Below are 21,535 nucleotides of genomic sequence, written 5' to 3' on the forward strand. Positions count from 1 at the left end.
GCTTACGCTCTTATCCTAACGGCTAATTACTCGCTAGCAACTGCTTTGACGCACATTTCCAGAATATCGAGCGCTTCCAGCAGGTCTTCATCCGTGATTGTAAGCGGGCAAAGACATTTCACCACTTCACCATCCTGGCCGCTGGTTTCAATCACCAAGCCATGTTCAAAGGCTTTGCTGGTAATTTTGTCAGCGATATCACCTGATACCACATCGATACCGCGCATTAAGCCGCGACCACGTTCGGTAGCAGGCATGCCGCTCTCTGTGAGTAGCGCCGCGAGCTTTTGGAAACGCTCTTCTACAATACGCCCTTTGCGCTGAACATCACGCTCAAAGGTGTCATTGGACCAGTATTTTTTCAGCGTAGCGGTTGCTGTCACCATCGCCAAGCTGAAACCACGGAAAGTGCCGTTGTATTGACCCGGCTTCCATTTGTCCAGCTCAGGGCGCATCAACACATGAGCAAATGGCAGACCGAAACCGGAGAGCGATTTTGAGTTAGTAATAATATCGGGCGTAATACCAGCATGTTCAAAGCTAAAGAACTTACCAGTACGACCACAACCTGCCTGAATGTCATCAACAATGAGCAAGATATCGTGAGCGCGGCAAATACTTTCCAAGCGCTTCAACCAATCCAGGCCAGCAACGTTAATGCCGCCCTCGCCTTGCACGGTTTCAATAATGACACCGGCTGGAATATCCAAACCGCCAGATTTGTCACTGAGCAGCTTTTCAAAATAGTCTAGCGTATCGGTATGCTCGCCCATGTAGCCATCATAAGGCAGGAAGCTGGCACCTTGAGTCGGTATGCCGCCGGTGGCTTCACGGAATTTACGGTTCCCCGTGGTGGCCAAGGCACCCATGGTCACACCATGGAAACCGTTCGTAAACGTAACGATGTTGTGACGGCCTTTAGCAACACGCGCCAGGCGGATAGCCGCTTCTACTGCGTTGGTACCCGTTGGACCAGGCAGGTGAACCTTATATTCAAGGCCACGCGGCTTGAAGATGACTTCTTCAAGGGTTTCCAAATAATCGCGCTTGGCATTGGTCCACATATCCAAGCCATGAACGACACCGTCAGTGGCCAGATAATCGATCATGGCCTGCTTCATATGCGGATTATTATGACCGTAGTTAAGCGTGCCCGCGCCGGCGAGGAAATCAATGTACTCACGGCCATTCTCATCGGTTAGGCGCGCATTTTGCGCTTTGGTAAACACCACCGGAAATGAACGAGAATAAGTACGTACATTGGATTCCATGCGTTCAAGCGTCTGGGTCTGCATTAGCGACCTCCTTGGTTGATCATTTTGCCTTCAGGCGTTACTGGCCCGGAGCAACATGAGCGGGAAAAATAGTATGTTCCTATCCAATATAAACGCGATGAGGACAGCGTATTAGATGCGGTCTGTTTGAAACGGACCTATACGAACCAGGTTTTCCGGATCATGCTCCCCCCCGAGCTGTTCGGTAGAGAAATATTCGCGACTATTGAGCGGCGCGTGCCAACGCGCCGCTAAACGGCGAAATAACCCCCATGAAGCTAAATTATCGGGGGTGATGGTGGTTTCAAGGTGATGCACATCTTCAAGTTCAGGGCGCGACATAATTGCCTCGACCAGCCGACGCGCAAGACCAGTACCACGAGCTTTTTCACCAACGGCTACTTGCCAGAGAAAGTAGGTATCGGGCGCATTATCTTTTACGTAGCCAGACACAAAACCGACTACTTCGCCCTCTTCATTGGTCGCAACCGCACAGGTATCACGAAATTGGGTGGCGAGTAACAAGTAAGCATAGGCGGAGTTCACATCTAGTGGCGGACAAGCTTTAATAAGCTCATACACGCCCCAGCCGTCGTCTGCATTAGGCTTACGAATGAAAAGAGGCATCTCTGAGTGCCCTACAACAGCATCAGCCACCGTTGGCCGCGCGAGGTCAGCAGAGGGAGTAAAAGGTTGTGTCGGCGTACTCATAGTTATGCTTCGCTGTAGCGAATTTGACGATTATTATAACAGCTGATTATGAGCAATTCAAAAGCCATATTATTCACCACCCTACTTTCCATAATTTTTTGTTATGAGCCGGCGGCATATTAGCAGCGTGCTCACGTTCATCGTTACGTGACTACTTTTAGAATAGCGTAACTCAGCGTCAAAAAAAGGCGCACCAATGGCGACGCCTTTTAATGCCTTTAAACGCTATACGGTGATGATGCTAAGTGCGGGTTAGCGTACGCAGCGTCACGAACTCTTCTGCTCCAGTTGGGTGGATGCCCACCGTGCGGTCAAAGTCACGCTTGGTAAGGCCGGCCCTTACAGCAATGGCGATACCCTGAATGATTTCACCTGCATCGTCACCGACCATATGGGCACCCACCACCACATCTGTCGCGTCATCGACCACCAGCTTCATTAAGGTACGTTCATGGCTACCCGATAGAGTGTGTTTCATGGCACGAAAATCAGTGCTATAGACACGAATATGGGTGAATTTCTCCCGAGCTGCTTCTTCGGAGAGCCCCACGGTACCAATGTTTGGATGGCAAAAAACAGCGGTTGGGATCGTAGAGTAATCCAACGGTTCTGGCGCAGTATCGGCAAAATGGCAATCGACAAGCTGCATCGCTTCTGCCAGTGCCACCGGGGTTAACTCAGGCCCGGCGGTTAAATCCCCCAGCGCTAGTACCGAAGGCAGTGCTGTCTCAAAACGTTCATTGACAGGAATTTTGCCCGATTCGTCCAAGCTTAAACCCAGCGCATCAAGCCCCAAGTCACGAATATTGGCTTTACGCCCCGTGGCTGCCAACACGACATCGACTTCAAGCACTTCGCCCGTGGTTAGATGAACATTATAAGCTTCGTCGCTCGCCTCTATGCGCTCGATATTGGTGTTGAAGTGAAGGTTAACCCCTTTCCTTTTCATTTCAGCAAAGGTGAATTCGCGTACCTGTTGATCAAAGCCTTTCAAAAAAAGCTCGCCGCGATAAATGAGGTGCGTCTCACTTCCCAGGCCGTTAAAAATGCTGGAAAACTCCACAGCGATATAGCCCCCACCCAGCACCAAGAATCGCTTGGGGAACGTTTCTAAATCAAAGATCTGGTTGGAATCTACCGCGTATTCACTGCCGGGAAAGCTCGGCACCCAAGGCCACCCGCCTGTTGCGAGCAGGATTTTTTTAGCTGTCAACGATACATTACCGTGCTCGCCACTTAGCGTGACGGTATTGGCATCGGTTAATTTCGCGCGTGCGTTAAATAGCGTTACACCCGCGCCTTCAAGCATGCGTTGGTAGATGCCGTTGAGACGCTTAATTTCACTAACTTTGTTATCACGCAGCGTTGCCCAATCAAAGCTGGCGGGGCCAGGCAATTGCCAGCCAAAACCGGCGGAATCGTCAAAACTGTCTTGAAAATGTGCAGCGTACGAGTAAAGCTTTTTAGGGACACAGCCAACGTTGACACAGGTTCCACCCAGGTATCGATCTTCCGCTATTGCCACCTTAGCGCCCGTGGCTGCTGCCATTCGGGCAGCACGCACACCACCAGAGCCCGCGCCGATAACCAGAAGGTCATATTCGTATTCAGAAACGTCTGCCATCGTATGCTCCCGTGGAGTTTAAAATTTGTGCCCCGTTCAGGCCAAGTGAACGTATTGACCAAGCCCTCAGAGGAGGTTAAAACCATTTTCTGCTATTTTATACTGTCCAATACTTTATACTTGCCAAGATTTAACATTCTGCTTTTTGATCAGCGACTTAACTCTATTTAACTCTGTTGGAGACCGTATGTCTGACCCTATTGCGACGCTACTCGATAACAATCGTGCTTGGGCTGAGCGCATGTGCGAAGAGGATCCCGAATACTTTAAGCGTCTCTCAAATCAGCAAAATCCAGATTATTTATGGATTGGCTGTTCAGATAGCCGTGTGCCTGCCAATCAAATTATCGCACTGCCGCCAGGCGAAGTATTCGTACACAGAAATGTCGCAAATCTACTCCACCATACGGACATGAATGCCCTGTCGGTGGTTCAGTATGCGGTGGATGTGCTGAAGGTCAGCCACATCATGATTGTCGGACACTACGGCTGTGGTGGCATTAAGGCCGCCATGATGGGAGGCGAATGTGGTGTCGTCGATTACTGGCTGCATTCGGTTCGCGAGCAGTATAATCGTCACCGGGACTCGCTAGATCACCTCCCTCTCGAAGATCAAATTGATCGCATGTGTGAGCTCAATGTTAAAGCTCAGGTTAACAGTTTATGCCGCACCAAGATTTTGCAGCGCGCTTGGCAGCGTGGCCAGAAAATCTCGGTACATGGCTGGGTATACGGTTTGAGTGATGGGCGCGTTAAAGATCTGAACTGCACTATCAGCGGCTTGGAACAGGTGGAGACACTCTACCGTATAGATCGCTTAGAGAGAGGCGATTAAGCAACAACTTCCACGCCTACCGCTGCTTAGTCGTAGCGGTAGGCGCGGTGGCAGCTTTTACAGCTTGCGCCAACGTCTGAAAGCGCTCGGGCCGTCTCACGAGGATCCTCCTGCTCCGCTACGTCAACCAAATGGGCAACTTTCTCCTCAAGATCAGTAAACCCAGCGGCGAACTCATCCCACTCCTCCCAAATAGAAGCGCGCGCCTCGGAGCCGCCTCCGTGAGTGCCTGCTATAAATGCCGGCAATAAGTGTTGTGCGCTTGCGCGTTCCTGAAGCTCCGCTAAACGCGGTGCAGCGGCTTCGATATCTTGATTATTAATCAGATCAAAACGCAGCTGCCGTACCAGACTTTCAATATCCTTAAGCTCTTCACGGCGCCATACCACTGCCTCGCGGTCGCTTGCGAAGGGCGTATCACTGGCCGCCGCTGGCATGGTTAGCGAGCTATTGGCAGGCCCATCAGCCGAAACCAACGGCGTGCACAGCAAAAACGCGAAGGCACTACTCAACGCAATGCCTGATAACGCCCTTTTAGGGTAATAACACTGCTGCATTATGGATTCCTATGGATAATTGACTAATTAACGTTGTTAAACAGAGAACTAGCCAATGGGACAGGTAACACCTGTGCCTTTTAAACCGCAGTAGCCATTAGGGTTTTTATCGAGATACTGCTGGTGATATGCCTCTGCATAGTAAAACGTGTCTAATAATTTTATCTCGGTGGTAATCGCACCCCTACCCGCTTCGTCTAGCGCCTGTTGATACGCAGCTGCGCTCTGCTGGGCAGCTTCAAGCTGTGCTTGGCTGGTGGTAAAAATGGCAGAACGATACTGTGAGCCAACATCGTTACCTTGACGATTACCCTGGGTTGGATCGTGCTGCTCCCAGAACACTTGCAATAAGGTTTCCAGACCAACTTGCTTAGGGTCGTAAACCACTCTTACTACTTCAGTATGGCCGGTACGCCCCGTGCATGTCTCATCATAGGTTGGGTTGGGTGTTTCACCACCGGCATACCCCGCCGCGGTCACATATACACCAGGCAACTGCCAGAACAGTCGCTCCACGCCCCAGAAGCAGCCCATCCCTAGAACAATGTCTTCATAGCCACTCGGGAATGGCGGATGTAGCGAGTGACCATTGATGGTATGTACATCGCTGGTCTCAATGGGGGTATCGCGCCCAGGCAATACACGGCTAGCACTGGCATTAGCGTTTGAAAATAGCGACATATCGCCCTCACTTACTGCTGTAAAATTTTAGGATCACCGGAACGGGTGAAGGTGTAGATCAAATCGACGGCTTGGTTGGTACCCGATACGGCCTGTACATAGAGATTACGCCATAACGTGTAGCGTAGTGTTAGTTCTGCAATTGGCGAGAAAATTCCAACCCCGTAACTAATCCTAAGATCGTCGGTTAACTGCCCACTGACTGCGACCTGGCTATCATCGCCCGCTCCGGCGGTATCTAGCGTTAGATCATCAATGCCAAACGCTTCGCCAATGGAGCCCACCGCGCCCCCCGTGCGTCCTAGTGACATACCGATTAGAGCGGTGGTCAGCGCGCTATCCATACCGCCACCCGAAGCATCCGGCGCGCGACCCCGGAGTAAGTAAGAAAGCGCACGTGATTCATCCATGGCAGGTTCAGAAAAAATCAGCACGTTCGGCTCTTCAGCACTGCCGGTTACCCGCAAGCCAGCGATCACATCATCTTCGGTGATATCAGGGTTACGAATAGCCTCAAAGTCGAGGGTCGGCAGCCCAGGAGGACCGCTAAACAGCAGTTCGCCGCGGCGAATGACCAAGTCTTGGCCGAAGGCCTGAAAACGACCATTGACCAGATTAACATCGCCAAACAGCTGCAATGCACCGCTACTTTGGCGAATTTCAAGTGCCCCACCTAGCCCAGACTCCAAGCCATAGGCAGATATCTGCATATCGCTGCCGAGCGTGAGTGTCACTAGTATATCCAGTGCCATACCGGTGGCGGCCAGCTCATCCGCAGCGCTTGGATCATCCCCATTGGCGGCGGCACGCTGTGCCTGGATTTCTGCCTGTCGATCATCACGCTCGGTAATAATCACTTCATCACCACTTGGGGTAATTGCCGATGAGGGCATATCGCCAATTTCCAACCGCGCCCAGGGTAGATTGATATCGCCCCTTACCTGCAACCGTTCAGGCGTCACCCGAATGCGGATATCGGGCGCAGCTTCTAGGCGGCCAAATTGTGGCAAGACGATTAAAATAGGCTCTTGAACCGCATTTAAATCGACGCCAATTCGCCAGTCATCGCCGCTTGGCCAGTAGGCATCCCCGCTGATGGCTAACCGGCCGCGCTCAGCGGCTAGATAACCCTCAATATCGCCTTGCTCACCGTCGAATGAGACTACCAACTCACCGTCCTGAACATCCACGGGAATCTCGGGGCCATTTACGCGGATACCACGAAGCCCTAGCTGGCCCTGCAAATCAGGTTGTGCAGTCGTGCCGGTAATTTGCACGCTGCCGGTCAAGTCGCCTTCAAGTCGATCCATCCCCACTAACATGGGACGATAAGGCTGTAGCGATACATCGTCTGCCCGCAGCTCGCCCGCTAACTCACCTCTACCGAGCGGGTCGTTGATCGACAGGTTCAGATTTAGATCGCCAGCTTCAGAAAGCGAAAGCGTAACGTTGGCATCTGCCTGCGCTTGGTTAGCCTCGATCTGGGCATCCAAATTTATTTCTGGCAACTGCACCGGCTGACCATAATCATTGATAGCGGTCACGGCGAGCTCACTCAACACCTGCAGATTAGCCTGCCACTGGGCACCGCCCTGGCGCCAATTGGCGGATAGATCGGCCGTCGTGTCGCCCTCTAACTGCCACTCTTCGGGTAAAAATGGCTCAACCATCTCCATTGGCACTTCACGTAACGAAAGTACGGCATTGCCCTGTTGAGCCGATGCATTGATCTCCTCTTCAGAACACACCAAACCACCCTCTTCTCGACGCAAGCAGAATGGGGATAGGTTTGCCTGACCGCTGGCCAAGTTATAGCGAATGTCCAAGGGCGATTCGAGACGAATAGTGCCTGCTTCAGAGTCGATTTCAAGCGGGGTAATCCTCGCTTGGTACAGCTGGTTCTGCTGATTTAAGCCCCCATCGAGGGCAACCAACGCACGGCTTAAAACGCCGTTTTCGCTACCCTGAGCAGCAACTTCAAGCCGATGTTGGGAGAGACGGCCCGCTAGGTCGGCATTAATGCTTGTTAACGCCTGACCACCGGCATTCACATTTTGTAGCGCAAGTTGTACATCCAGGGAGGGATCTTCAACGCCCTCGATATCCGCATCAAGCGACAGCCGCTCAATGCGGTTTTCTCCGAAACGTACGCCATCACCTTGTAAGGTGGCCTGGAGTTGCGGTTGATTAAAACTACCCCTCGCCTGAAGTGTACCCACAATAGTACCCGCGAGGTCAGGGGAAAGCGTCTGCAGTTGGCGAAGTGCGATATCAGCATTTAAGGACATGGCCTCTTCACTGATCTGCCCAGCCGCCTCTAAGCGATTATCCCCTTGCGTAAACAGCAACTCATCAATATCCAGCTCCAGATTGCTGTTTGCATCAAAGGTCGCTTGCAGCGTTAAGGGATAATCCCGTAACTCGCCGTCAATCGCCAAGTTGGGCACGCTAATTGCCCATACGTCTTCTTGCTGCCCCTGTTGTTGGCTAATTTGTTGCTGACTTACTGCAAGCTCAATATCGCCATTTAAATTGCCTTCTAACTGGTCAACGAAGTGAGAAGGATCAAACTGATCCAAGTGTATGTTTGCGCTGACCTGCAAAGGTGCTAACCAGTTAATGGTGCCTTCACTGCGTAGGGAGCTTTCGCCTATGGCCAGCGTAAGCGGCTGCCAACTAAAGTGTTCAAGGTCGCCCTCACCGCTGACGTTAATCTGGGTACGAGGCACACTAGGGCCCTCGACGGCCATCGCGAGTTGAACGCTATACTCGCTCAGGCTACCGGTGACCTGTAGATCCAGCTCATCGACCACATAAGGTTCGGTGGAAGCATCGCCGTCGGCTTCTGCCGTTTCTTCATCGGCAAGCGGCCATTGAACTTGGTCACTTTGCAGCTGCAGTTGAAAGGGTAGCGTTGGGGCTAGCGCGTCTACTTGGCCGTTTAACGACGCATTCACGGCGCCTGAAGCCTCCAACTGCGCTTCAAGCGCATCCAGTGGGCCAGAAAGCGTTAATGTTAGCGTTTCACCATCGAGGTCAGGAAAACTTTCAGCTAAAAACAGTTCAACGTTCAAGCGGGCTTCAAGTGGGTAGTTATCATTTAACGTGACGTTTGCGGTTAATGCTGCCTCTGCATCTGGGGTAACGACAGCAAGCTCGGTTAACTCAACGCGGTCGCCCTCGGTCATCAGTCCAAGCTGGAGGCGATCCACGCGATACTCCGTGGCCCCTTCCAAACGGAAATCATTGAGTGTGAATTCGGGTATCTGAATATCCACCGGCAGGGTGATATCAGGTAATTCCAGACGTTCTCGTGCTTCTAACTGCTCTTCAGCGGATTCTACTGCCAGTACAGCCTCGTCTTGAGGTTCGCGGAGCAATATGGCGGCATCTATCGCCTGAGCAGAAAGTGGAGTGTCCGTATTTAGGGTTAATAAAACGCCTGACGAAGGTAGCAAATAAAGGCGAGGTTGCTCCAAGTGTGTCGGCGCGAGCCGTACTTCATTTCCTTCTGCAACAGCCGCCGAGCTTAAAGAGCGCCAAGCCACTTCTGTTCCATCGGCAAGGCGCACGTTGACATCATCAAGCTGTAACGAACGCAACTCAATGGGAAAGGGGAACCGGATAGTCAGCGGCGAACCATCGTCTTCAGGAGGTGGCTGCTGTTCGTTTGATGAACCTAAACGGATATCTGCCCCTACGACGCGAAGTGTTTCGATACAAAGCCGCCCTGATAACACACAGTCATCCGCCCATTGCAGTTCAACTTCATCAATGCTGATGCGCGTTTCACCCAGCTGCAGTTGAAAGTCTTCAAGCAGGAAGTGATCAAGCAGACCACCTTCATGATGCGCATAAGTGAAGAAATCCCGCTGCTCACCCTGCGAAAGCAACACCCCGGTGCCCCAAGGAGATAATGCCACCCCAACTATTAACGCCACAATGCCAAAGAGCCAAATGGGTAATACGATAATCAGGCGCAAAAGGCTCCATAACAGGAGCCAGGTACGATATTTAGGTGATAGCCGCTGGCGCTTATCAGATGACGCTGGTTCAGCCTGAGACAAATCTCTCTCCTAGAATTCCGGTCCGATGGAAAAGTGCAAACGCCAATCGTCTTCGTGGTCAAAGGGGTGTGCGATATCGAAGCGAATTGGCCCGACCGGTGAAACCCAGCGAACACCCGCACCTGCGCCGGTTTTCAAGTCATCGGGCCCCCAATTATCAAACGCGTTGCCATTATCCACGAACGTGGCTGCCCACCAATCTCCGGTCACGCGACGTTGATACTCAAGGGTCGAGCTAAGCATCTGCTGCCCACCGCGTAGTCGCCCCTCGTCATTACGTGGGGAGAGACTCTCATAGGAGTAACCGCGCACACTGCGGTCGCCACCGGCAAAAAAGCGCAGAGATGGCGGTATTTTGGCAAAATCATCGGTTTCAATAGCCCCTAAGCTGATACGCGCTAAGAAACGGTTATTGTTGCCGATTGTGCGGATCCATTCAGTATCCCCCGTCATACGAGCAAACTGGGCATCTGAGCCCCATACAGTATCCGAGTACTCTAGAGAAAGCTGTTGGCGATCTCCCCATAACGGGAATCGCTGCGGGCGTGTTCGTGTACGCGACCACTGAATACCTGGATAGAAAAGCCAAACCTGATCGGCTTCGCCACCCTGCTCAAAGTCTTCATAAGTAGTTCGGAAATAGATCGACTGTACCCAATCATTATCAAACTCCCAGCGCCGTGCTATTTCCACGGTGCCTTCTAGCGACTGGGTGTCACTATCATCAATATTACGAATACCGTATTGGAGCCGATAGCTATCGCGCAGAGGGTCTTCAAGGGGTATGTTATAGACCCCTGTAAAACGCTGCTCTGGTGCGGATAAGTAGAGATCATGATCAAGGCTATGACCATAGCGGTTGATCCATGGCTGCTCCCAACCAAAGCGCAGCCGTGGGCCTACATCGGTGGCATAACCAATACCGACTTCGAACTGATGACGATCCGCCGGTTCGACACTGACATCTATGGGTAGCTGAGTATCACTAGGCTTGTTGAGGCTCAACGCGCTAAGTAAAGCCGCGCTGGTGACCCGTGGGCGCTCAGGCTGCGAAGCTGTAGCTTCACTCCACCAAGGGTCTCCGCCCCCAGTAGGAGAGATAACCAACTCTTGTGCTGTTTCAAGGCGCGGGCGCACAGACACTGAGCTAAACCAACCGGTTTCAGAAAGGGATTGGTTATATTCAGCTAGCGTTTGGGCAAGGTAGGGATCCTCCTTCTCAAAAGGCTGCATGCTGCGCAATCGGTCAATCACGATATGACTGCCCGTGATAGACGTATCACCAAACTGGTACCGTGGGCCGCTGTCAAAGTCCATATAGAGTCGCGCACTTTGCAGGTACGGTCGCACCTCCATGCGTCTATCGGTAAACCCCCAGTCAAAGTAACCACGCTCTATGGCCAAGCCAGAGAACTGGCTTCGCAAGCGATCCCATGGAGCATGGCGAAGTACATCGCCCTCCTTCAATGGAAAATCTTCTACTGCCTGCTGAAAGGGAGGATCGTTGCTGGCGTCGCCTTCAATATTAATTGAGAGAATTTCGATTTCTATTTGTGGGCCGGGCTCAATTTCAAGCCACACGCGCTCATCGGTGGAACGCTCAAGGGTTATTTCAGGCTCATAATAGCCGTAGACACGCATGGCTTCTTGAGTGCGACGGCGCACCTCGCCCTCAAGCCGCACCTCGGTATACTGCTCTGCATCGATATTTTGTAAGTAGGCTTGAATATTACTTTCGACTTGGTCTGAGACCCCCTCGATCGTCGCATCTAATGCCCAAGCGCCATGTGATACGTATAACAGAGGAAGCACAGTACAAATTGTGCGACCTGTGGCTGAAGTCCATCGCCGTTGTCGTCCCATACATTTTTATCCTAACCTAAATCAGCGGCTTCATTACTTAACAATTTCAATACTTTAATTACTTATTTGTGATAAACGTCATATGTGATAAGGGCAGTTCTAACGCAACATTTCTAGCTGAGCGCTAAAGGCAAGCTGCGCTTGACGCACTTGTCGCACATCACTTTCCAGCGACGTCAGACGTTGAGCCCACTCCTGCTCTAATGCCTCAAGTGCTTCTTGATCCGCTGGCGCCTGGAGTTCGGCAACGGATGCATCAAAGGACGCTTGAAGCTCATTAAAACGCGAGTCGATGGCGCTTCTTTGTGCTGACAACTGCTCTTCCCAATCACTGCTAGCATTATTGATCTGGCTATCCAGAGCAGATAAGCGCTGTTCGGTTAATCGTTCCAAGTGGGAAACTTCTTCCACCAGATTACGACGCCCGGACGCGCCTGTTTGTTCCAGTGCATTGAGGGATTCTCGCATTGCCAGTAGCTGGCTATCACGCAGCTCGGCCTGCTCTCTAAGTTGAGCCAACTGCTGTAACAGCGAATTAATAGAGTCGCTCGACGCCATGTCTTCATTCATTGTCAGCAAGCTATATAGTTCATCGCGCGTATCAGTTAGCGAAATAGACAGCTGCTCCTGCTCTTGGAACAGCGTTGACATCTGAGCTTGTACAAAGGTTATCGTATCTTGTACATCCGTGTCACCCGAATCCAAACGAGCATGAACATTAGAGACTTCCCCACTCACCCGGCGAAGCTCATCTAACAGTCGTTCACGTTCGTACCAAAGTCCAGCCGCCGCCGCGCCCAGTAGCGCAATAATCAATAGCAAGCATAGCCATAGCGGCCAGAGAGTAGGCCCCTTACGGTGACGCAAATGTTGTGCCGTCAGGCTTTGATCCACATCGGGCACAATACGTGAGGAGGCGGTGGAATCTGGCATGACATTTCCTCAAAGAGTCTTCGGGTCGGCACGACGGCCTATACCTCGGTACATTAATCCACAGCTGGCTACAAACTCTGGGTCGTATATATTGCGCCCATCTAATACGAGCTTAGCGTTTAATAGCGAGCCGAGTCGGTGCCAGTCTGGGTTCCAATATATTTTCCATTCTGTTACCAGCATCAGCGCATCAGCGCCCTCACAAGCCTGATAAGGGTCATGAGTAAATGTTCGTAGGTCATCGCGCTCGCCGACCAAAGCGTGAAGTGCAGGCACTGCAGCCGGGTCGTGTAACTGAACCTTAACCCCTTGCGCCCAAAGAGCTTCAAGCAGCGTCAATACTGGGGCGTGGTCGATACGCGCAGTGCCGGGCTTAAATGCCGCCCCCCAGATGGCGACGGTTTTACCGGCCATCTCACCAGAAAAATGCGCCCATAGCTTGCGAAACAGCGTCTCTTTTTTCTGCTCGTTAATATCCATCACTTGTTCAAGCAGCGCTGAATGGCGACCACTTTGCAACTGCACATCAGCCAAGCGTATTAAGTCACGCGAGAAGTTAGGCCCACCAAACCCGCAGCCTGGGTAAAGGTACTCAAAGCCTATACGTGAATCGGCGCCCATCCCTTGGCGAACATGTTCAACATCCACCCCCAGGGTATCAGCCAAACCGGCAATTTCATTCATATAACTGATACGCGTAGCGAGCATCCCATTAATGGCTAGTTTGGTTAGTTCAGCAGCTCGGCGCGGCATGCACTGGAACACTTCGCTGCGCCGATTAAAGGCCCGTAACAGCTCCCTAACCACCTGCTCGCCCACAGCATCATCACAGCCTAACAACCGCCGGGTTGGGCGAGTGAAGGAGTCCCATGCCCGGCCTTCTTCTAAGGTATCGGGTAGCGCGACACTGGTATGCTGACTACCCATCAGTGCGTGCAGGCGCTCGGTTTCGCCTACCGGGAAGGTTGAGTTGTTAACCAGCACAATCCCGTGCTGATCAGCTAGTAACGGATCCCCGATTAATGCGCTCGCCTCTGAGCGCTGTGCTGGCGACAACCCCAGCCAGATCACCTCAGGAATTGCCGCATCTTCCAGTTGTTCAATAACCTGAAGCGTACCCTCTGCCAAACCCTGCTCTAGATGGGCCATTAAATGAGGTTCGCTACGTAACCAGTCTACCTGGGAAAGTGCTGACCAAGGCGCATCCGCGTGGGGAAGCCACTGAACCTGATGCCCCACCCAGGCCAACGCAGCAGCGGCCGTCGCTGCGCTTAATTCACTACCGTATAGTAACACCCGCATGCGTTACGCTCCCTGCTGGTAACGTGATAGCAAGGCTTGAAAAGCTTCTCCAAACTCTGGATGGCGGCGAGCATAGGCGAGCGTGGCTTCGAGATAACCCAATGGATGGCCACAATCGTAGGTAGTACCTTGCATACGATATGCCTGAACACCGGACTGTTCGCGCAGCGTCTCAAGCGCATCGGTCAGTTGAATTTCGCCACCCGCACCGGGGGGTGTTTTTTCCAATATGGAGAAAATGCTGCCCGGTAACGCATAACGGCCTATCACGGCAAGATTCGAAGGTGCAGCATCCCGCTTAGGCTTTTCCACCATGCCAGCCAAGTCTGCTGACTCATTTGCTGCGGGCACATCACCAACGGGTGCCACAATGCCGTATTTCTCTACCTGCTCCCACGGCACCTCTTCCACCATCAACTGCGCCACTTTCTGCTGGTCAAAGGCCGCCAGCATACCGGCCAAGTCGGTGGCAGCGTTGGCGCTGTTATCAACCAACACATCGGGCAGCAGGACTGCGAAAGGTTCGTCGTCGCCAATAATCGGGCGAGCGCATAGCACCGCATGTCCAAGCCCTAACGGGACACCCTGTCGAATGCTGATAATGTTGACGTTGTCGGGCACCAAGTTGCGCAACATCGTTAATAATTCATGCTTACCCTTTTTTTCGAGGCTCGATTCCAACTCAGCATGTGTATCGAAGTGGTTTTCAATAGCGCTTTTATTGCTGCTGGTGACTAACACAATTTCGCGAATGCCAGCAGCAATCGCCTCTTCAACGACGTACTGAATGACTGGCCTATCGACAATCGTAATCATCTCCTTGGGAATTGCTTTCGACGCTGGCAAGCAGCGGGTACCAAACCCAGCAACAGGAAGTACAGCTTTACGAATCATAGAAAGGTCCTTTTCATGCGTTCCGACACAGGAGTGGTTAGAATGTCCATAATACTGAAGGCGTGAGTGGATGCCACCTCGCCAATGGCGATAACGCGTGCTAATGAGCAATAACTTGCCATTAGGCGTCAACTTTTCGCTAAATGCTTTATGACAATGGGAGTCACAACATGCAAGCGACACCACAGGATAGCACTGCTGATCACTTTCAAGGCAATGTCGATGCAGCGGAAGTTGCCAAATTTGAGGCACTTGCTAGCCGCTGGTGGGATACTCAAGGCGAATTTAAACCGCTGCACGATATAAACCCCCTGCGGCTTGATTTTATTGATGCGCGGGCAGGATTGGCGGGTAAAAAAGTCCTTGATGTAGGCTGCGGCGGTGGAATTTTAAGCGAAGCCATGGCCCATCGCGGTGCGACCGTCACCGGCATTGATCTGGGTGAAGCACCTTTAGCTGTAGCCCGGTTGCACGCAGAAGAGCGCGGTGTCCAGGTTGAGTATCAGCACATCAGTGTGGAAACCATGGCGGCTCAAAAGCCGGGGTTTTACGATGTCGTCACCTGTATGGAAATGCTTGAGCACGTCCCCGACCCCGCCTCCGTTATACGTGCCTGCAGCACCCTTGTTCGCCCGGGTGGTTATGTCTTTTTCTCCACACTTAACCGTACCGCGAAGTCATATGCGTTCGCCATTTTAGGCGCCGAGTACGTACTGAAGCTGCTGCCTAGGGGGACACATAGTTACGCAAAATTTATTCGCCCTTCTGAAATGGCTGCCTGGTCGCGTACCAGTGGTTTAGAAGTGCGGGAACAGACGGGACTGACCTATAACCCGCTGACGCGCCACTATCGTTTGGTCAGCCATGATGTATCGGTCAATTACATGATGTACTGCCGCAAGGTGAGCGATTAAATGCCGATGCCAGCACCCCAAGCGATCCTTTTCGATTTAGATGGAACCCTGGTAGATACGGCCCCTGACTTGGCCAATGCAACCAATGCGCTGCGTACACATCATGGGCTACCGACGCTGCCTTTTGAGGTAATACGCCGCCAAGTCTCTAATGGGGGTAGTGCGCTGGTAACACTGGCCCTTGAGCTAGAGGTGTCTTCCCAGGAGCATACTCAGGCGCGTGAGTTTCTACTTGATGCGTATGAACAGGCAGTGGCAGTGCATAGCCGGACTTTCTCACCACTCGATGTCTGGTTAAAGGAGTGGCATGAGGATCAGCGCCCTTGGGGTATCGTCACCAACAAGCCCCGCCGCTATACCCTACCGCTATTAGAAGCACTATCACTGCAACCCGGCGCATTGCTGTGCGCGGATGATCTAAGCGTGAAAAAACCCTCGCCCGAGCCACTTTGGGAGGCTGCCCGCCGCTTGGGTGTCGCACCCGAACAGTGCTGGTATATTGGTGATCATGCGCGGGATATCGAGGCAGCCGTAGCAGCCGGAATGACCGCCGTAGCGGTGGGTTATGGCTATATCAGTGACGGGGATGATTACCAGCAATGGCCTGCTGATCTGTGGTTTGAGGAGTGCCAAGCACTCGTCGATGCCCTCAATGTTTTCAAACGCTAACAAAAGGCAGGCATCGACGCGGCTTTCAGATATCTACAGTCACTGTTAAACCCGAGGCGGTTGGGCATCGAGCTTTTGACCGCTGGTGCCTGTGCTATCAGGGCCCATTAGCCAAAGGTAAGTGGGCATAATGTCTTCTGGTGTACGTAGCGTGAAGGGGTCTTCGCCCGGAAACGCCGTACGCCGCATTTGAGTGCGTGTGGCACCCGGGTTAAGCGAATTAACACGAATATTGGACTGATTGTTCAATTCATCGGCGAGTACGTCGACAAAACCTTCAGTGGCAAATTTAGAAACGGAATAGGCCCCCCAGTAAGCACGCCCTTTCCGCCCAACGCTGGATGAGGTGAAGATAATGGAGGCATCTTCAGACTGTTGCATCAGGGGTAACAGTGCTTGAGTCATCCAGATAGGGCCATTGATATTAACCTGCATCACTTGTTGCCAAAGTTCAGGATTGTATTGCTCAAATGGCGTGATCCGGCCTAGCAGCCCCGCGTTATGTAACAGACCATCTAAGCGACCAAACTCTTTGTCCAGCGTTTCGGCCATATCATGAAAATCTTTTAGCGTGGCGCCTTCAAAATTAAGCGGAAAAATAGCTGGCTGAGGGCCACCCGCCGCTTCGATTTCATCGTAGACACGCTCTAATTTGGCGATGGTGCGCCCCAATAGAATCACGGTGGCACCGTGTTGGGCATAGCTTAACGCTGCCGCACGGCCAATCCCGTCTCCTGCGCCGGTTACCAACACGATGCGATTTTCCAATAGGTTGGGCGCTGGTTGATAGTCGATCTTGCAGCTCATGCTGATTCCCTGAAGCAAAAATAGATCAAAAAATATTAACCCGCTGACTGACGTAAAAAGTCATTGGCTAGACCCGCGGCACTGCTTTGTGGGTAGTCGTCGCGCACTTGCTCAAGTAGTTCGCGGCTGCGCTCTGCCTCGCCCTTGCGCGCTTTCACCAAGCCTAACTTATAGATCGCATCTGGCACTTTACTGCTGCCGCTATACTCGTCGATGACACGGCTAAACGCTTGGTCAGCAGAATCCAGCTCACCCTCTGCTGCATAGAGCTCGCCCAGCCAGTAATGACCGTTGGCGGTTAAGCTAGTATCAGGATGCTCGCTAACGAAGGCTTCAAAAGCCGAGATAGCTTCTTCAAAACGGCGTGCCTGAACATGCGCGAAGGCCGCTTGGTAATCGGCTTGAGCGTCTTCACTGACATTGCGGGTTGAAGGCGCATTCACGACTTCTTCCGCCGCTTCTGGCTCAACCGGGGGCGTTGACTGCTCGATTTGGGTTGGGCCGCTACTCATTAGCCGATCTTCAATATCGAGATACTGCTGCTGCGATTGTCGACGCAGCTGTTCCATCTGGTGGCGTAGCTCTTCAATCTGACCGCGCAACTGCTGGATTTCTTGCTGGTGCTCTTGCACTTGGTTAAACAGCACCAAATTACCTGTTGAAGCTTCTTGCCGCTGTGTCTGGTCGTAGAAACCACTGCTGCTGGAAGAAGAGTTAAGGTCTTGAACAAGTGGCTGTTGAGCGACCGCCATTAAGGGCAATACGGACAGCGGGAGCGCTATGGCTCCCGCACCGCACAGCCTCTCAACGTAACGCTTGAGACTGTGATTCATGATGACTCCGTAGATAAAAACGGCGTGCGGTTAGCACGCCGCTTTCATCAGTAGTTAAACGCTCAGTAGTTAAATACGACGCGACGGTTCTGAGAGTAGGCGCTTTCGTCTTGGCCATTGACGGCCGGACGCTCTTCACCATAACTAACGACACTCATTTGCGAAGAAGAAACGCCCTGAATATTCAGGAAACGCTCTACCGCTCCGGCACGACGCTCGCCCAGCGCCATGTTGTATTCACGGGTGCCACGTTCGTCTGTGTGTCCGTGAAGAACCACTTGAGCGCTCGGGTTGGCACGTAAGTAACGCGCATGAGCCATTACCACAGATTCGTACTCGCTTTTGATCGTATCGCGGTCGTAATCGAAATAAATGGTACGTACTTCAGGGATGCGCGAGTCAGCTTGCTGACCAGAGCCTGAACCTGAGCCAGAAGTAGAACCATACTGACTGCCCGTGCCTGTGCCCGAGGTGCCAGATCCGGTAGTGCTGCCATCCTGGCTACCGTACGAGTCACCGTCTTGGGTTCCGCCGGTGCTGGAACAGCCAGCGATTACCACGATAGATAGCGCTGCTGCTAATGAGCGAGCCAACGGTTTAAGTTGCATAATCAGACTCCTTGCCTGAAAACTAAAAATTTCGATGTTAATCAATTGAGTTGATCAATTTAAGAAGGGTGACCAAGCCGGGTCACGTACATCGCCCTGTGCTGATGGCAGTCTGAATGAAGAGCGACCATCGGCCGAAACAGCACTTAGCACCCCACTGTTACCCTGTTGGGTAGCGAAGATTACCATGGTCCCGTTCGGCGCAACACTAGGAGATTCATCTCTTGTTGATTCACTTAATACCACTAAGCGATCACCGCTTAGATCTTGCCTTGCAACTTGATAGCCACGGCTGGAGCGGTGGATCAAGAATATCTGCTCACCATCCGGTGAATAACGCCCGCGAGCATTGTAATTACCCGTAAACGTCATACGCTGGGCTTCACCACCACCCATTGAGTACTGGTAAAGTTGTGGCCCACCGCTACGGTCAGAGGTAAACAACAAACTGCGACCGTCTGGCGCCCATGCGGGCTCAGTATCAATGCTGTTGTTATTAGTAATGCGCTCTACCGAACGGTTAGCGACATCCATAATATAGATTTCAGGCTGCCCATCTTTCGACAGTGACATCGCAATACGACGACCGTCCGGTGACCATGCTGGCGCACCGTTAATACCGTCAAACGACGTTGCTTTTACGCGCTGCCCCGTCGCTACATCTTGAATGTAGATAGCGGGACGCTCAGTTTCAAAAGAGACATAGGCGAGTTTGGTGCCATCGGGTGACCACGCAGGCGACATAATGGGCTCGTCAGAGGTCAATACCTGCTCACTACGACGACCGTCGGCGTCGGCTACGTACAAGCCGAACTGCATGTTATCCCCGATACCTTGTGCGGTGACATAAGCAATTTTCGTTGAGAAAGCACCACGAATATCGGTGATCTCTTCAAAAATTTGATCACTGATGTAGTGAGCGGCGCCGCGTAGGTCATTACCTCTCACTGTCACGGTTTCGCCAATCATCCGGCGCTGACCACTGATATCCATCAGTTCAAACTGCAGCTCAAAACCACCATCGGTTTGCGCTGCACTGCCTACGACCAGATAGCGTACGTCTAGAGACCGCCAAGTGCCGAATTGAACATCGTCCGACTGGCTGGGCTGTTCGAACATAGCACTACGCGCTAGTGGATCAAAAAGGCCACTTCGCTCCAGGTCATCTTGGACAATTTGTGCAACGTCTTCAGGCATTCCTTCTGAGCCTGCGAACGGAACAACACCAATGGGCAGCGCTTGATCGCTACCACGAGTGATTTCAATCGTTAAGTTGGCACTCGCCATACTGCTGACCAGCAGCAGTACACAGAACAACCATACTTTGCTCAAACTTTGCATCAGCGAACATCCCCCGGGGTAAATCGCAGATTAAACTGACGTAAATTACGCTGCTGATCGGCTGGCAAATCTCTTAATTCACCAAACGGTGCAGCATGTTCCACGGCCTGCATGACAGACCGGTCAAAAGCACTATCGCCGCTGGATGTCACGATCGACGTTGCCAGCACTTCTCCTGACGGCCCTAGCCTTACTTGTAGGGTAGCACTCATCGAATCACTTGCACCGGCAGGAATCAACCACGCCTGCTCAACAGCGCGACGAACGATATTGATAAAGCTGTTGGCAGCCTGCTCGGCCTGCTGAGCATTCGCCGCGGCTTCTGCTTCACCAGCCAACTGACGCTGCATGGCCGCCTCTGCGGCTTCCGCGGCTTGGCGTTGTCGCTCTGCTTCGGCTTCCCGGCGCTGCTGCTCTTCCGCTTCTCGTTGGCGTTGAGCTTCGGCCTCTCGCTCCCGCTGAGCGGCTTCTTCTTCGCGAAGACGCTGCTCTTCTGCTTCACGTTGGCGTTCGGCTTCTGCCTCTTCCTGACGCTGCTGCTCTGCCGCTTCCCGCTCACGTTCGGCCTCAGCTTCTTCCTGGCGCTGCTGCTCTTCGGCTTCGCGCTGGCGCTCGGCTTCCGCCTCTTCCTGGCGCTGCTGTTCAGCGGCTTCCTGCTGGCGTCGAGCCTCTTCAACTTCACGCTGACGCGCTGCGGCAGCTTCGGCTTCGGCCTCACGTTCAGCGGCCTCGGCGGCTTGTTGCTCAGCCTGCTCAGCCGCCTCGGCAGCACGACGCTGCGCCTCAGCTTCCGCCGCCTCACGCGCTGCTTCTAAGGCTTGTGCTTCTTCTGCCTCCGCCACTTGGGCAGCTTCCTCTGCCGCCTGTTGTTCGGCAGCCGCCTGCTGCTCACTGGCCGATGGTTCGTCGGGCGCTTCAGGCTCAGTTGGGGCTTCCGCCGGCGCATTCATTGCCGCTTGCTGTTCTGTTGCCTGCTGCGCCTGATCAGTAAATGTTTCCGTACTCACCAAGGTAGCCTGAACGATAGACGAGCTATCAGGCTCTGCCGTTCGGCTCGGCCAACTAATTAAACTAAACACGACAATGGCGACGTGTACGCCAATCGCTAGAATAGTCGGCCACTTATAGCCGACCTCTTGTGGATCGCGCGGGGAGTGTACTGCCATGTTCGCGCTGCCCTTACCCATCTTGCGGCGGCTCAGAAAGCAGCCCCACGTTAGCCACTCCGGCGCCTTGTAACGTACTCATCAAGACGACGATGTCTCCATAGGCCACACTGCGGTCGCCTCGAACCATCACCGGGGTACCAGGACGCTGCTGTAAGATAGCGACGACGCGCTGTGACATCTCATTCAACGATACGGAGGTAGAGTCTTCTCCCAGTGTAATGAAGTAACCTCCATCACGATCAACGGAGATAATAATGGGGTCATTATCGTCCTGACTCTCAATCGGCTGAGAAGTTACTTGTGGCAATTCGACCTGCACGCCCTGCGTTAACATTGGCGCAGTAATCATAAAGACAACAAGTAGTACTAGCATGACGTCAATGAAAGGGACGACGTTAATCTCCCCCATTGGTTTGCTTTTACCACTACGATTGAACGGTCCTTGCATGGCTG

Annotated in this window: 19 protein-coding genes; 3 read left to right on the plus strand and 16 right to left on the minus strand. The window is 52.7% G+C overall.

The window, feature by feature from the left end; all coding sequences use genetic code 11:
• Positions 1–26 precede the first annotated feature (26 nt).
• From ectB to gorA, 3 genes are all read right to left on the minus strand, one after another.
• Positions 27–1,295, minus strand: coding sequence for a diaminobutyrate--2-oxoglutarate transaminase (gene ectB, locus MLE19_RS17790; RefSeq protein WP_240719471.1), 1,269 nt, complete (start codon positions 1,293–1,295; stop codon positions 27–29).
• Between the two features lie 111 nt (positions 1,296–1,406).
• Positions 1,407–1,985, minus strand: a complete 579-nt coding sequence (gene ectA / locus MLE19_RS17795; protein ID WP_240719472.1) for a diaminobutyrate acetyltransferase — start codon at positions 1,983–1,985, stop codon at positions 1,407–1,409.
• A gap of 241 nt (positions 1,986–2,226) precedes the next feature.
• Positions 2,227–3,609: a glutathione-disulfide reductase gene (gene gorA / locus MLE19_RS17800; RefSeq protein WP_240719473.1), complete on the minus strand. Its 1,383-nt coding sequence runs from the start codon at positions 3,607–3,609 to the stop codon at positions 2,227–2,229.
• Between the two features lie 187 nt (positions 3,610–3,796).
• Here gorA and can point away from each other — a divergent pair, with 187 nt between their 5' ends.
• The gene (gene can / locus MLE19_RS17805; protein WP_240719474.1) at positions 3,797–4,444 is read left to right on the plus strand and encodes a carbonate dehydratase; all 648 of its coding nucleotides are present in this window, start codon (positions 3,797–3,799) and stop codon (positions 4,442–4,444) included.
• A 26-nt stretch (positions 4,445–4,470) separates the two neighbouring features.
• Here the strand turns inward: can and MLE19_RS17810 are convergent, their stop codons facing one another.
• From MLE19_RS17810 to galU, 7 genes are all read right to left on the minus strand, one after another.
• Entirely contained in the window at positions 4,471–5,001 is a 531-nt protein-coding gene (locus MLE19_RS17810) for a c-type cytochrome (protein WP_240719475.1), read from the minus strand.
• 48 nt (positions 5,002–5,049) lie between these two features.
• Positions 5,050–5,682 carry a peptide-methionine (S)-S-oxide reductase MsrA gene (msrA, locus tag MLE19_RS17815; protein ID WP_240719476.1) on the minus strand — a complete coding sequence of 211 codons (633 nt, stop codon included), beginning with the start codon at positions 5,680–5,682 and terminating at the stop codon, positions 5,050–5,052.
• Positions 5,683–5,693: 11 nt separating this feature from the next.
• On the minus strand, positions 5,694–9,749 hold the full coding sequence (gene tamB / locus MLE19_RS17820; protein WP_240719477.1) for an autotransporter assembly complex protein TamB: 4,056 nt from the start codon (positions 9,747–9,749) through the stop codon (positions 5,694–5,696).
• A 9-nt stretch (positions 9,750–9,758) separates the two neighbouring features.
• Complete coding sequence (tamA, locus tag MLE19_RS17825) at positions 9,759–11,612, minus strand: autotransporter assembly complex protein TamA (protein WP_240719478.1); 1,854 nt, start codon at positions 11,610–11,612, stop codon at positions 9,759–9,761.
• Positions 11,613–11,711: 99 nt separating this feature from the next.
• Positions 11,712–12,545, minus strand: a complete 834-nt coding sequence (locus tag MLE19_RS17830) for a hypothetical protein (protein WP_240719479.1) — start codon at positions 12,543–12,545, stop codon at positions 11,712–11,714.
• A gap of 9 nt (positions 12,546–12,554) precedes the next feature.
• Positions 12,555–13,847 (minus strand): nucleotide sugar dehydrogenase, encoded by a 1,293-nt coding sequence (locus MLE19_RS17835; RefSeq protein ID WP_240719480.1) that lies wholly within the window; start codon positions 13,845–13,847, stop codon positions 12,555–12,557.
• A gap of 3 nt (positions 13,848–13,850) precedes the next feature.
• Positions 13,851–14,741 carry a UTP--glucose-1-phosphate uridylyltransferase GalU gene (gene galU / locus MLE19_RS17840; protein ID WP_240719481.1) on the minus strand — a complete coding sequence of 297 codons (891 nt, stop codon included), beginning with the start codon at positions 14,739–14,741 and terminating at the stop codon, positions 13,851–13,853.
• A gap of 170 nt (positions 14,742–14,911) precedes the next feature.
• Here galU and ubiG point away from each other — a divergent pair, with 170 nt between their 5' ends.
• Together ubiG and MLE19_RS17850 are read left to right on the plus strand one after the other, a co-directional pair.
• Entirely contained in the window at positions 14,912–15,655 is a 744-nt protein-coding gene (gene ubiG / locus MLE19_RS17845) for a bifunctional 2-polyprenyl-6-hydroxyphenol methylase/3-demethylubiquinol 3-O-methyltransferase UbiG (protein ID WP_240719482.1), read from the plus strand.
• On the plus strand, positions 15,656–16,324 hold the full coding sequence (locus MLE19_RS17850) for an HAD-IA family hydrolase (protein ID WP_240719483.1): 669 nt from the start codon (positions 15,656–15,658) through the stop codon (positions 16,322–16,324). It abuts the gene before it with no gap.
• Between the two features lie 45 nt (positions 16,325–16,369).
• Here MLE19_RS17850 and MLE19_RS17855 read toward each other — a convergent pair whose 3' ends face one another.
• The 6 genes from MLE19_RS17855 to tolR all read right to left on the minus strand — a co-directional run bounded on the left by MLE19_RS17855 (position 16,370) and on the right by tolR (position 21,530).
• Positions 16,370–17,131, minus strand: coding sequence for a YciK family oxidoreductase (locus MLE19_RS17855; RefSeq protein ID WP_240719484.1), 762 nt, complete (start codon positions 17,129–17,131; stop codon positions 16,370–16,372).
• Between the two features lie 35 nt (positions 17,132–17,166).
• Positions 17,167–17,964 carry a tol-pal system protein YbgF gene (gene ybgF, locus MLE19_RS17860; RefSeq protein WP_240719485.1) on the minus strand — a complete coding sequence of 266 codons (798 nt, stop codon included), beginning with the start codon at positions 17,962–17,964 and terminating at the stop codon, positions 17,167–17,169.
• A gap of 62 nt (positions 17,965–18,026) precedes the next feature.
• Positions 18,027–18,572, minus strand: a complete 546-nt coding sequence (gene pal / locus MLE19_RS17865; protein WP_240719486.1) for a peptidoglycan-associated lipoprotein Pal — start codon at positions 18,570–18,572, stop codon at positions 18,027–18,029.
• A 54-nt stretch (positions 18,573–18,626) separates the two neighbouring features.
• On the minus strand, positions 18,627–19,913 hold the full coding sequence (tolB, locus tag MLE19_RS17870; protein ID WP_240719487.1) for a Tol-Pal system beta propeller repeat protein TolB: 1,287 nt from the start codon (positions 19,911–19,913) through the stop codon (positions 18,627–18,629).
• Positions 19,913–21,100 (minus strand): cell envelope integrity protein TolA, encoded by a 1,188-nt coding sequence (gene tolA / locus MLE19_RS17875; protein ID WP_425356818.1) that lies wholly within the window; start codon positions 21,098–21,100, stop codon positions 19,913–19,915. The genes tolB and tolA overlap by 1 nt, the downstream gene beginning before the upstream one ends.
• The gene (gene tolR, locus MLE19_RS17880) at positions 21,093–21,530 is read right to left on the minus strand and encodes a protein TolR (protein ID WP_240719489.1); all 438 of its coding nucleotides are present in this window, start codon (positions 21,528–21,530) and stop codon (positions 21,093–21,095) included. The genes tolA and tolR overlap by 8 nt, the downstream gene beginning before the upstream one ends.
• Positions 21,531–21,535: the final 5 nt, after the last annotated feature.

The sequence above is a fragment of the Vreelandella neptunia genome (genome assembly GCF_022489065.1).
Lineage (GTDB): Bacteria > Pseudomonadota > Gammaproteobacteria > Pseudomonadales > Halomonadaceae > Vreelandella > Vreelandella neptunia_A.